This window comes from Kitasatospora sp. NPDC088160, from assembly GCF_044741445.1.
Lineage (GTDB): Bacteria > Actinomycetota > Actinomycetes > Streptomycetales > Streptomycetaceae > Kitasatospora.
The window spans coordinates 79,448-90,869 of record NZ_JBIUSS010000014.1 but is presented as its reverse complement, the minus strand read 5'-3'; the positions used below and the strand labels follow the sequence as shown (position 1 = coordinate 90,869).

Annotated in this window: 10 protein-coding genes; 5 read left to right on the top strand and 5 right to left on the bottom strand. The window is 73.6% G+C overall.

Annotation, left to right across the window (positions count from 1 at the left end; all coding sequences use genetic code 11):
* Positions 1-107 precede the first annotated feature (107 nt).
* Positions 108-950: a methyltransferase domain-containing protein gene (locus ACIOGZ_RS22805; RefSeq protein WP_363581766.1), complete on the top strand. Its 843-nt coding sequence runs from the start codon at positions 108-110 to the stop codon at positions 948-950.
* A gap of 132 nt (positions 951-1,082) precedes the next feature.
* On the opposite strand, the gene ACIOGZ_RS22800 is transcribed toward ACIOGZ_RS22805, so the two are convergent.
* Positions 1,083-2,357, bottom strand: coding sequence for an MFS transporter (locus ACIOGZ_RS22800; RefSeq protein WP_363581764.1), 1,275 nt, complete (start codon positions 2,355-2,357; stop codon positions 1,083-1,085).
* Between the two features lie 238 nt (positions 2,358-2,595).
* On the opposite strand from ACIOGZ_RS22800, the gene ACIOGZ_RS22795 reads away from it, so the two are divergent.
* The 3 genes from ACIOGZ_RS22795 to ACIOGZ_RS22785 all read left to right on the top strand — a co-directional run bounded on the left by ACIOGZ_RS22795 (position 2,596) and on the right by ACIOGZ_RS22785 (position 6,019).
* Positions 2,596-3,948 carry a condensation domain-containing protein gene (locus ACIOGZ_RS22795; RefSeq protein WP_400986977.1) on the top strand — a complete coding sequence of 451 codons (1,353 nt, stop codon included), beginning with the start codon at positions 2,596-2,598 and terminating at the stop codon, positions 3,946-3,948.
* Between the two features lie 93 nt (positions 3,949-4,041).
* Positions 4,042-5,016 (top strand): NAD-dependent epimerase/dehydratase family protein, encoded by a 975-nt coding sequence (locus ACIOGZ_RS22790; protein ID WP_363581760.1) that lies wholly within the window; start codon positions 4,042-4,044, stop codon positions 5,014-5,016.
* A 142-nt stretch (positions 5,017-5,158) separates the two neighbouring features.
* The gene (locus tag ACIOGZ_RS22785) at positions 5,159-6,019 is read left to right on the top strand and encodes an aminoglycoside N(3)-acetyltransferase (protein ID WP_400986975.1); all 861 of its coding nucleotides are present in this window, start codon (positions 5,159-5,161) and stop codon (positions 6,017-6,019) included.
* 101 nt (positions 6,020-6,120) lie between these two features.
* On the opposite strand, the gene ACIOGZ_RS22780 is transcribed toward ACIOGZ_RS22785, so the two are convergent.
* From ACIOGZ_RS22780 to ACIOGZ_RS22765, 4 genes are all read right to left on the bottom strand, one after another.
* Positions 6,121-7,647, bottom strand: a complete 1,527-nt coding sequence (locus ACIOGZ_RS22780; protein ID WP_400986973.1) for a M1 family metallopeptidase — start codon at positions 7,645-7,647, stop codon at positions 6,121-6,123.
* 241 nt (positions 7,648-7,888) lie between these two features.
* Positions 7,889-8,761, bottom strand: a complete 873-nt coding sequence (locus tag ACIOGZ_RS22775; protein WP_363581754.1) for a sulfurtransferase — start codon at positions 8,759-8,761, stop codon at positions 7,889-7,891.
* A 139-nt stretch (positions 8,762-8,900) separates the two neighbouring features.
* Positions 8,901-9,227, bottom strand: coding sequence for a hypothetical protein (locus tag ACIOGZ_RS22770; RefSeq protein WP_363581752.1), 327 nt, complete (start codon positions 9,225-9,227; stop codon positions 8,901-8,903).
* Positions 9,228-9,405: 178 nt separating this feature from the next.
* The gene (locus tag ACIOGZ_RS22765; protein WP_363581750.1) at positions 9,406-10,266 is read right to left on the bottom strand and encodes a polysaccharide deacetylase family protein; all 861 of its coding nucleotides are present in this window, start codon (positions 10,264-10,266) and stop codon (positions 9,406-9,408) included.
* A gap of 228 nt (positions 10,267-10,494) precedes the next feature.
* Here ACIOGZ_RS22765 and ACIOGZ_RS22760 point away from each other — a divergent pair, with 228 nt between their 5' ends.
* The gene (locus ACIOGZ_RS22760; RefSeq protein ID WP_079135406.1) at positions 10,495-11,355 is read left to right on the top strand and encodes an SAM-dependent methyltransferase; all 861 of its coding nucleotides are present in this window, start codon (positions 10,495-10,497) and stop codon (positions 11,353-11,355) included.
* The last annotated feature ends 67 nt before the right edge of the window (positions 11,356-11,422 follow it).

The window sequence follows — 11,422 nt, the reverse complement described above, 5'->3', positions numbered from 1 at the left end:
GGTCACAGCGCCGCCACACCGTCACACTGCGCGTTCAGCGCCCCCGGTCCGGGGTCGTCACTCCACCGCCGAGACCGGGTACATCACACACCGGGAGACCGACCATCATGAGCCACGACCACATCCCCGCCCCCGTACGCCGGACCTACGGTGCCGGCGATCTGTCCCGGGCCGCGAGCTTCGCCGGTGGATTCATCAACTTCGGCTACTGGCAGGACATGGACCTCACCGCCCCGACGACCGAGGACCGGGTCCACAGCCAGGAGCAGCTCTACCGCCGGGTCCTGCGGGAGTTCGCGGAGCCACGTGAGCGGCTGCGGCTGGCCGAGGTCGGCTGCGGGCGCGGGCTCGGCGCGGCGCTCGCCCTGCGCGAGTTCCGGTTCGGGGGCGTGACCGGGGTCGACATCCACCCGGACCAGATCGAGCGCGCCCGCGCCGTCAACGCCAAAGCCCTGGCCACCTACCCCGATCGGCTGGCCTACACCTTCGGATCGGCCAACCAACTCCCCTTCGCCGACGCCTCCCTGGACGGCGTCTACTCCGTCGAGGCCGCCCAGCACTTCCGCGAACTCACCGGCTTCGCCCGCGAGACCGCCCGCGTCCTACGCCCGGGCGGCCGACTCGTCGTGACCACCTTCTTCGCCGCCGCCGGACCGGACATCACCGAGCGCCTGAGCATCCTCCTCGCCAGCTTCGCCGACGGCCTCGACGTCCCCCATCCCCTCGCCGCCTTCACCAGCGACCTCACCGCGGCCGGCTTCACCACCATCACCACCGAGTCCATCGGCGACGCCGTCTGGCCCGGCCTCGACCGCTATCTCACCGACGCCGTCCCTCCCGGTCACTGGAGCCGCAACTTCCTCCCCGCCTGGCGCAGCGGCCTCCTCGACTACCACGTCGTCACCGCCACCCGGCCCGGACCGGCGGAAATGGCCCGCCAGCCGATCTGACGAGCCGCCCCGCGGTAGTGCGGCCGACCGTCCCCCCGCAGGTCACGAGGCCCTGACGCCCCCTCCGCCGTCCGTCCCGGCCCGCCGGCGGCACCGGGCCCGGCGGGCGCCCGGCGGCCGCGACGCGCCGGATCAGCCGACCGCCGCGCCCACCCGCGGCGACGGCTCGGCCGCCGGGCCGGCCAGCGCCGCCAGCCGGCGCAGGCTGGCCCGGCGCTGGAGCGCGCCGAGGCCGACGGTCGCCGCGCCGAGGGCCAGCCAGCCGGCCGGACCGGCCGTCATCACCACGCCGGTGAGCAGCAGCGGGCCCACCGACTTCTGCACCGACTGGGCCATCCCGGCCACCCCCAGGTAGGAGGCCTGGGCCCCCGGGGGCGCCAGGACGACCGCCAGCTCCCAGGAGCTCACCGAGCGCATCAGCTCCGCCAGTGTGACCAGCATCGCCGCGGCGAGCAGCGCGAGCGAGGCCGTCCACGGCCCGCCGCCGGTGGCGAGCGCGGTCAGCAGGCAGCAGCCGAGCAGCGTCAGGCCGTACCAGCCCACCGCCGCGGCCGCCCCGCGCGGGCCCTCCGCCCGCGCCGAGACGCGCAGTTGCAGGAGCACCACGAGCACCGTGTTGAGGATCAGGAAGGCCGGGACGACGGCGTGCGGCGCGCCGGTGTGGTGGACGAGCCAGAGCGGCAGGCCGACGTTGAGGATCGAGTCGTCGAGGTTCAGCGGCATGTCCAGCGCGACGAACAGCAGGTAGCCCCGGTCGCGCCAGGGGCTCGGCACGGCCGCCGGGGCGGCGGCGGGTTCCTCCCCGGAGGCCGCCGCGACCAGGCCGCGCCCGGCCGGCTCCCGGGTGCGCCAGACCAGGACGGCAGCGAGGACGAAGGAGAGCGCGTTGGCCACGATCAGCGCGCGGTAGGCGGTCGTGGTGCCCATCGCCAGGCCGATCGCCGCGATGCCCGCGCCGAGCGCGTACCCGGCGTTGGCCACGCTGCGGAACAGCGCCTGGTACGTGCCGCGCCGCTCGCCCGCGATCCGGGTGGCGAACAGCATCTCCAGGGTCTTGGCCGCCCGTTCGGCCAGGCAGGTCAGGGCGACGGCGGGGAGCAGCGTGGCGAAGTCGTCGACGACCAGCAGCAGGCCCATCGTCCCGATCCGCAGCAGGTGGCACCCGATCAGCAGCCACCGCACCGGCAGCCGTTCGGCCGCCCGCCCGGCGAGCGGGGACCCGGCGATCCCCGCCGCCGCGCCCACGCCCAGCAGCACGCCGAGCTGTCGGGCGTCCATTGCGCACACGTAGGTGAAGTACAGCACCGAGGCCGCCGCCCACACCCCGCTCCCGGTCCGGTCGACGCACTGCGCCAGCAGCATGATCCGCGCGTCCCGCCCGCCCGGCGGCTTCCGCAGCTGCGCCATCAGTCCGTTCCCCCGCATGGCAGGCCCCCGTTGCATGATCGGCATCAATCTCGACATCAAGATACTTCACGTCGAGATAGATGCGGAAGCCCCGGCCGCGCGCCCGCCCGAGCCCCGGCCCCCGGGCTCCGGGCCTCGACGGCGGGCAGGCGGTGCGCCACACTCTCCCCAGCAGCATCCGCGCTCCCAACGCACCGGCACGACGTCACGATCCACCGCCACATCGGAGAGCCACACGGTGACCACTCGTCAACTGCTGCACATCGCCTTCTCGTCCGGCCGGGCCGGGTCCGGTCCCGCCACCTGGGGCCAACAGGCCATCCGGGACGCCGTGAGCCGGCTCGCCCCGGCCGACGCGCCGCGCTACAACATCGCCGCGGCTGCGCCGCTCGACCCCGGGCTGCCGCTGCCCGTCCTGCTCGCCGGCCTGGAGCGACTGCTCCATCTGCACGACTCGCTGCACACCCGCCTGGTGCCGGGCGAGGCCGGCCGCTTGCGCCAAGTAGTCGACCCCGAGGGCCGGTTGGAGGTGGAGGTACGGCACTGCGCGGAGCCGGCCGATCCGGTCGAGGCGGGCGCGCGGCTGCACGAGGAGCTGGCGGCGCTGCCGTTCGACACCGCCGCCCAGTGGCCGATCCGGGTCGGCGTCGTGGAGACGGGCGGGTCGGCCCGGTACGTGAGCCTGGTGCTCTCGCACACCGCGGTCGACGGCACGGGGATGAGCCGCCTGGTGGCCGACCTGACCGCGCTCTGCCAGGGCACCTCGCCGGACGAGCTGGCCAAGATCCGCGAGCCCGCCCAGCAACCGCTGGAGGAGGCGGAGTTCCAGGCCTCGGAGCGCGGTCGGCGGCGGGACGAGGGCGCCCGCAAGCAGTTCCTGCGCAAGCTGCGGCTGGCCCCGGCCCGGCTGTTCCCCCCGCCCGGTGAGCCGGCCACGCCGGCCACCGGGTTCCCGAACGCCGTCCTGCGCTCGCCCGCGCTGCCCCGCGCGGTGGACCGGGTGGCGGCCGCCCACCGGGTGACCTCCTCCTCGGTGCTGCTGGCGGCGACGGCGGCGATGACGGCCCGGCTGTCGGGTTCGACGGACGCGGTGCTGAACGTCGTGGTGAGCAACCGCTTCCTGCCCGAGCTGACCAACGCGGTGAGCGTGGTCGCGGGCGACGGGCTGTTCCACCTCCCGGACGCCACCGCCGAGTTCGGGGACGTCGTCCGACGCACCAACGCCGCCGCGATCGGCGCCTACCGCCACGCCTACTACGACAAGCTCCGGTTGGAGGCCGAGATCGGGCGGCTCGCCGCCGAGGGCGTCCCGCTCGCGGACCGGTCCTGCATCTTCAACGACACCCGCGAGCTGGTCACCGCATCCCCCGACACCGGGACAGGCGAGGACGTGACCACCCTGACCTGGCCGGTGGAGTTCGAGCCCCGCCCCGGCCTGACCTACGCCCTGGACGCGCTGCAGTCCCCGGGCGCACTGAGCCTGACCATGACGGCCGACCCGGCGGTGCTCCCGCGCCCGGCGATGGAGCGCTTCCTTTACGGGATCGAGGAGTTGATCCTCACCGAGGCCCGCGCTCTCGAAGCAGCCTAGGCCCTTGTCCGGAGGGCACCGCGTGATGCGCGGTGCCCTCCGGCGCCCCCTCACCATCCGTTGTTCCCCCGGCCCCGCCGCTACGCTGGGCCCATGCGGATCCTCCTCCTCGGCGGCACCTCCTTCGTCGGCCGCGCGATCGCCGACGACGCCCTGCGCAGTGGCGCCGAGGTCGCCCTGTTCACCCGCGGCCGGACCAACCCCGGCCTCTTCCCCGCCGCCGCCCACCTGATCGGCGACCGCGACACCGGCGACTACACCGCCCTGCGCGGCGGCCGCTGGGACGCGGTGGTGGACGTCAGCGGCTACCGCCCCCGCCAGGTCGGCCAGGCCATGGACGCGCTCGGCGACCGGGTCGGCCGCTACCTGTTCATCTCCAGCCACGCGGTGTACGAGCGCGCCGGTCTCACCCCCGGCTCGGACGAGTCCGTCCCGCGCCGCGCACCGCTGCGCGACGCCGAGCAGCTCACCGAGGAGACGTACGGCCGGCTCAAGGTCGCCTGCGAGGACGACGTCACCGCCCGCTACGGGGACGGGGCGACGATCGTGCGCCCCGGAAAGGTGGCCGGCCCCCACGACGAGCAGCGCGGGCTCACCTACTGGGCGCGCCGGGCCGCCCGGGGCGGGCGGATCGCGCTGCCGGGGCGGCCGGAGCAGCCCGTCCAGGTGGTCGACGTGCGCGACCTGGCCCGGCTGGTGGTCCGGCTGCTCCAGGACGGCCGGGCGGGTGCCTTCCACGCCGTCGGCCCGGCCGAACCGACCACACTGGGCGGGCTGATCGCCACCTGCGCCGAGGTCGCGGGCACCGAGGTGGAGGTCGTCCCGGTGCCGCCGGAGAGCGCGCCGCCGCCGTTCTTCCCGCTGGTCCGGGCCGCGCCGCTCTGGCCCGGACAGCAGCGCAGCGCCGCCCGGGCCAGGGCGGCCGGGATGCCGGCGACCCCGCTCGCGGTCACCGCCGCCGACGTGCTCGCCTGGGACCGCGAGCGCGGCGAACCGCCCCTCGGCCACGGCTTCACGCCCGAGCAGGAGGCCCGGGTGCTGGCCGAAGCGACGGGGTCGAGGCCCTGAACGGCCTCCGACCTTGCACCGCACGACCGGTCAGGACGGACTGCCGGACCGCCACCCCGTCCTGACCGGTTGTCAGTGTCACGCGCTATGGTCGGCCCCGAACGATCCCACCAGCACCTGCACAGCACCGCCAGGGGGCACCATGACCGCGCACCGCACCACCGCGCACAGCGCCGGCCCGCGCACCACCCCGCTCGACGCACCGCTCGAAGCGCCGCTCAGCACCGCCGATCTCGTCGAGGGCTGGCGGCGGGTGGGCGTCCGCGAGGGCATGGCGATGATCGTGCACTCCTCGCTCTCCAGCCTCGGCCGGGTCGACGGCGGTGCCGCGTCCGTGGTGGCCAGCCTGCGCGAGGCGGTCGGGCCCGGCGGCACGGTCGCGGTGCCCACCTTCACCACCGCCGTCGTCCGGGACCCGGCACCGGAGCACACCGGCCTGCCGAGCCCCGAGGTCGCCGAACGGCGCGCCGCCGTCCCGCTGTTCCACCCCGGGCTCCCCTCACTGATGGGCGCCGTACCGGAGGCGCTGCGCGCGCTGCCGGAGAGCCTGCGCAGCACGCATCCGCAGGCCTCGGTCGCCGCGGTCGGGGCGCACGCCCGCGAGGTCACCGCCCGCCGCTCGCTGGGCTTCGCGGTCGGCCGCGAGTCGCCCTTCGGCGCGCTGCACGACCTCGGCGGGTACGTGCTGCTGATCGGTGTCGGGCACAACCGCAACACCTTCCTGCACTACGCAGAGACCTTCGCGCCCAACCGCCGCCTCAAGCTCCGGCGCTTCCCGATGGCGATCCAGGGCGAGCGGGTCTGGATCGAGGCACCCGACGTGGGCGACGACAACGACACCCACTTCCCGGCCGTGGGAAAGGAGTTCGAGGAGCGGGCGGGCATCCGCGAGGTGCTGGTCGGCAACGCGCCCTGTCGGCTGATCCCGGTCCGGGAGCTCATACCCTTCACCGTCCGCCGCCTCACCGAGCTGCTGGCGGCGGACGGCCCCGGAGCGGCGTAGCCCGATCGACCGCCCGCTTCCTCAAGCGGCCGACCGGACCACGCCCGTCACCAGGTCACCAGGTCACCAGGTCACATCCGGGGGCTCAACGGACCCAGGAATCAACGCTCCTCGTCGTGCAGCGAGTTGGTCTCCTGGATCTTCTTCCAGGACTTCGGCTCCGCCGGCAGCCGCCCGGCGTCCTGTCCCGCGCCGGCACCCGGCGCGAGCGAGGCCGCCGCTGCGGCCGGCGCCGGCCCGGCGGCCGGCTTCGAGGCGGTGAACAGCCAGGTGGCGAAGAGGTCCCCGAGCTTCTTCCCGGAGACCTTCTCCGCGTACGCCTGGAACTCCGGGACGGAGGCGTTGCCGTAGCGGCGCTCGGTGGGCCAGCCCTTCAGGATCCGGAAGAACTTGTCGTCCCCGACGGCGTTGCGCAGCGCCTGGATGGCCACCGCGCCCCGGTCGTAGACGGCGTTCGCGAACTGGTTGGCGGCGCCCGGGTCGCCCGGCTTGACGGTCCAGAAGGGGTCGTCGGCCGGGTGCGAGGCGTAGACGTAGTCGGCGAGTTCCTGCGCCGTGCCCTCGTCCTCGTGCTCGGACCAGAGGAACTGCGAGTACCGGGCGAAGCCCTCGTTCAGCCAGATGTCACTCCAGTGCGAGACCGAGACGCTGTCGCCGTACCACTGGTGGGCCAGCTCGTGGACAACGACGGAGGTGTTGGAGCCGCGCGCGAACTGCCGGGGGCTGTAGAAGACCCGGGTCTGGGTCTCCAGGGCGAAGCCGGTCTTGACGTTGGGCACGTAGCCGCCGACCGAGCTGAACGGGTAGTCGCCGAAGTAGCCGCTCAGCCAGTCGACGATCTCGCCGGTGCGCTCGACGCTGGCCTTGGCCGCGTCGGTGTCCTCGCCGAGGTCCTTGCTGTACGCGTTGTAGACGGGCAGCCCGCTCGGCGTGGTGTCGGTCGTGACGTCGAACTTGCCGACCGCGAGGGTGGCCAGGTAGGTCGCCTGCGGCTTGTTCTCGCGCCAGCTGTAGCGGGTCCAGCCGGCCTGGGAGACGGCACTGGTCAGGATGCCGTTGCTGATCACCTGGTTGCCGTCCGGCACCTGGACCGAGACGTCGAAGGTGGCCTTGTCGCTCGGGTGGTCGTTGCTCGGGAACCACCACCACGCCGACTCGGGCTCGCCGGCGGCCACCGCGCCGTCCGGCGTGCGCAGCCAGGCGGTGAAGCCGTACTTCTTCACGGTGGACGGGACGCCCTTGTAGCGGACCACCACGGTCGCCTGGATGCCCTTGGCGAGCGGCCGGGCGGGCGTGACCTCCAGCTCCTGCTCGCCGCTGGTGGCGAAGGTCGCCGGACGTCCGTTGACCCGGACCTCCTGGACGTTCAGCGCGAAGTCGAGGTTGAAGCGGGAGAGGTTCTCGGTCGCCGTGGCGAGGATGGTGGTGGTGCCCTCCAGCTCGTCGGTGGCGGGCTGGTATTTCAGCCGGATGTCGTAGTGCGAGACGCGGTACCCGCCGTTCCCGTAGGTCGGGTAGTACGGGTCTCCGATGCCGGCCGCGCCGGATTGGAAGTCGGCCGCCGAGGCGGGGACGGCCAGGAACAGGCTCAGGGCGCTGGCAGCAGAGACGATCAGCCTCTTGCGCACGTGGTCCTCCAGGGTCACTGGGACGATGGGTCGGATCGATCCATGTCCCGGTGGCTCCCGCTCCACTCCCCAATTGTGAGATGTTCATGAAAAGAAACAGGCCGACACGGCACCGCCGCGGCACCGTCACACACCCCGCCGGCCCCCCGCGCCCCACCCGTCCCTCACGCCCCGACCCCTCACCCCCCGGCCCACTCACTCCTGACCCCCTTCACCCGCCGCCCCTTCACCCGCCGCCCCCTCACCCGCCGAGCGTCACCGGCGCCCGCACCAGCGAGCCGTACTCCGTCCACGAGCCGTCGTAGTTCTTCACGTGCGGGTACCCCAGCAGCTCGGTGAGCGCGAACCAGGTGTGCGCCGACCGTTCGCCGATCCGGCAGTACGCGATCACCTCGCGCTCCGGTTCCACGCCCTTCCCCGCGTACAGCGCCCGCAGTTCCTCCGCCGAGCGGAACGACCCGTCGTCGTTGGCCGCCTGCGACCAGGGGACGTTCACCGCGCCGGGAATGTGCCCGGGCACCTGCGCCTGCTCCTGCGGCAGGTGCGGCGGGGCGATCAGCTCGCCCCGGTACTCGGCGGGCGAGCGGACGTCGACCAGCACCGCGTCCGAACCGGGCTTGGCGAACAGCTCGGCCTTGCCGAGCACTTCGTCCCGCAGCGCCCGCAGCTCCGGGCGCTCGGGCCCGGTCAGCCGGTAGGCGGTGTGCTGGTAGTCCATCACCTCTTCGGTGAGCCCGCGCCCCTCCAGCTCCCACTTCTTGCGCCCGCCGTCCAGCAGCCGCACGGGCCCGAAGCCGCGCAACCGCAGCAGCCAGTAGGCGTACGCGGCGAACCAGTTGTTGTTGCCGCCGTAGAGCACCACGGTGGTGTCGTCCTCCACGCCGGCCGCCCGCAGCAGGTGCTGGACGCCCTCCCGGTCGGCGTAGTCGCGGCCGACCCGGCTGTGCAGGTCGGTGGTCCAGTTCCAGCCGATCGCGCCGGGGATGTGGTCCCGGTCGTAGGCGGTGGTGTCCTCGTCCACCTCGACGACCCGGATCGTCCCGTCGTCCAGGTGGCGGGCCAGCCACTCGGTGCGGACCAGCGCCTCGGGGTGTGCATAGCCGTTGCCGGTCATCCCAGGCCCTCCTTCGCTCTGCCCAGGCTTGGGGCGCCCGACCACGGGCACAGCGAGCCGCGCACGGGCACGGCGGGGCGCCGGCGACCGGGCCGGACAGTTCGACGCTACGCCGACCGTCCGGCCCGGGCCACCCCACTCAGGAGAAGACCACGGAGCGCAGCTTCAGCCGGTCGCCGAGCTTCTTGCCGGGGTTCATGACGTAGAAGACGTCGCCCTTGCAGTCGAAGTCCAGGAAGACCGTGGCCGTCGAGGTGGTGAAGTTCTCCGGCGCGAAGGCCGGGTCCTTCTCGGTGGCCCCGAACAGGTTGATGCACTGGCCGCTCTCCGGGTCGGCGAGCCCGGCCGGCACACCGGGGCCGACCTTGTAGAGGAAGTCGCCGGTGGCGGCGCCGGCGGAGGTCGGAACCGCGAGGACGAGGGCGACGGCGCTGGCGACGGCGAGTGCGGTGTTGCGGAGACGCATGATTGATGGCCTTTCAGGAGGTACCTGGTGGTACCTGATGCATTGATGCGAGATCACCCTAGAGGCCCAAAATCAGCAGAAACGGTTCTCCCAAGCCACTCTTTCGGGTGGTTTAAGCGGTAAAGCCGCGACCTTCATCGGGAAACCGCCACCCGCACCCGCCGCCCCGCGCCCCCGCTCAGTTCGACGGGGCCGAGAAGGAGTACCCCTGGTCGACCAGCACCGGCAGGTACGCCTTCAGCGCCGCCACCGTCTGTGAGCGGTCACCGCCACCGTCGTGGTTGAGCACGATCGACCCCGGCCGGACGTTCTTGAGGATCCGCTCGGTGATCACCGAGGTCCCGGGCGTGGCCCAGTCCTCCGGGTCCACCGTCCAGCCCATCGGCCGCATCCCGAGCTCGGTGGTCACCCTGAGCGCGACCGGCGACCAGTCCCCGCCGGGCGCGCGGAACCAGGACGGCTGGCGCCCGGTGGTCCGGTACAGCAGGTCGGAGGTGCGCTCCAGTTCGTCCCGCACCGCCTCGTCGGACATGTGCCGCAGGTCGGGGTGGGTCCAGGTGTGGTTGCCGATGTGGTGGCCGCGGTCCGCGATCTCCCGGACCAGCCCGGTGTTCTCGACGGCGCACTCGCCGACCAGGAAGAACGTCGCCCGGATCCCGTACTGCTGGAGCAGCGCCAGGACGGTCGGCGTGTACCGGGGATCCGGCCCGTCGTCGATGGTGAGCCCCACCACCCGCTGGCCCGGGTCGAGTTGGTTGACCGGCTTGGCCTCCTCCTCCGTGAGCCGCCGGCGGGCGGGCATCGGCGGGGCGGCGGCGGGCGGCGGCGCAGCCGTGGGGGCGGGCGGGGGCGCCGCGGAGGGGGCGGCCTGGGCCGCCTCCGGCCCGGAGCCCGGTCCGGAGGCCTCCGGCGCGGCACCCGGCGGCCGCGCCGTGGCGCCCGCCCCGGCGTCGTCCGCGTCGCTCCAGGGGCTGCCGCAGCCGGCCGCCCCGAGCAGGGACATCCCGGCCGCGACCAGTAGCAGTCGCCGCGAGGGCATTCGTGAGTAAATCTGATGATCTGACAGCATTCTGAATGCTTCCCCCGTGTAGCGCCGCCGCTCCCCGATGGCGCCTCAGACGGGCCCGATCACCACTCCGACGGCGCAAGCGCACCCCGCCCGCCCCCGGCTTCCCCGCGACTTCCCCGACCGGACGCTCGGCCTCCCCTCCCGACCGCTACGCTGTGCCTTCCCCAGTGTGATGATCTGCCATCAGAGGACGTGGCCATGACGACAAGTCAGGACATCCCGGACCAGGGCCGGCCCGACGACGACCCCGCCGAGCTGAGCCAGTGGGAACGGTTCGGCGTCGACACCACCGCCCCGCACTCGGCGCGCGTGTACGACTACTGGCTGGGCGGCAAGACCAACTTCCCGCCGGACCGTGCCATGGGGCAGGCCATCGAGGAGGCCGTGCCGAGCGTCAAGCAGATGGCCAAGGCGAACCGCGCCTTCCAGGGCCGGGCCGTCCGCCACCTCGCCCGGGAACACGGCATCCGCCAGTTCCTCGACCTCGGCACCGGCATCCCCACCTCGCCCAACACCCACGAGATCGCCGAGGCGGTCAGCCCCGGCACCCGGGTGGTCTACGTCGACAACGACCCGATCGTGCTCGCCCACGCCCGCGCCCTGATGGTGTCCAGCCCCGCCAGCCGGACCACCTACATCCACGCCGACCTGCGCAAGCCCGAGGAACTGTTCACCGACCCGGCGCTCACCGCCACGCTGGACCTCACCCAGCCGGTCGGCCTGCTGATGATCGCCGTGCTGATGCTCATCGCCGACGAGGACGACCCGTGGGGACGGGTCGCCGCCCTGCGCGACGCCCTGCCCGCCGGCAGCTGCATCGCCCTCACCACCCCCACCCAGGACTTCGACCCGGAGGCGGTCGGCAAGGTCACCGAGGCCGCCCGGGCCGGCGGCATGACCCTCGTCCCGCGCACCCACGACGACGTCCTGCGCTTCTTCGACGGCTGGGACCTGGTCGAGCCGGGCCTCTCCCCCGTCCTCGCCTGGCGCCCGGACGGCGAGCCGCCGGCCGACCCGAAGGCCGCGTACTACTGGGGCGGCGTCGCCGTCAAGCGCTGAACCCGCGCCGGGCCCGCCCCCACCGGAGCCCCACGGAAACCCACCCCGGGTGGGGCGGGCCGCACCG

Excerpts from the sequence above, each read along its gene's own strand:
- ACIOGZ_RS22805 (WP_363581766.1), top strand. The coding sequence starts at position 108 with ATGAGCCACGACCACATCCCCGCCCCCGTACGCCGGACCTACGGTGCC.
- ACIOGZ_RS22800 (WP_363581764.1), bottom strand. The coding sequence starts at position 2,357 with ATGGCGCAGCTGCGGAAGCCGCCGGGCGGGCGGGACGCGCGGATCATG.
- ACIOGZ_RS22790 (WP_363581760.1), top strand. The coding sequence starts at position 4,042 with ATGCGGATCCTCCTCCTCGGCGGCACCTCCTTCGTCGGCCGCGCGATC.
- ACIOGZ_RS22785 (WP_400986975.1), top strand. The coding sequence starts at position 5,159 with ATGACCGCGCACCGCACCACCGCGCACAGCGCCGGCCCGCGCACCACC.
- ACIOGZ_RS22775 (WP_363581754.1), bottom strand. The coding sequence starts at position 8,761 with ATGACCGGCAACGGCTATGCACACCCCGAGGCGCTGGTCCGCACCGAG.
- ACIOGZ_RS22770 (WP_363581752.1), bottom strand. The coding sequence starts at position 9,227 with ATGCGTCTCCGCAACACCGCACTCGCCGTCGCCAGCGCCGTCGCCCTC.
- ACIOGZ_RS22765 (WP_363581750.1), bottom strand. The coding sequence starts at position 10,266 with ATGCCCTCGCGGCGACTGCTACTGGTCGCGGCCGGGATGTCCCTGCTC.
- ACIOGZ_RS22760 (WP_079135406.1), top strand. The coding sequence starts at position 10,495 with ATGACGACAAGTCAGGACATCCCGGACCAGGGCCGGCCCGACGACGAC.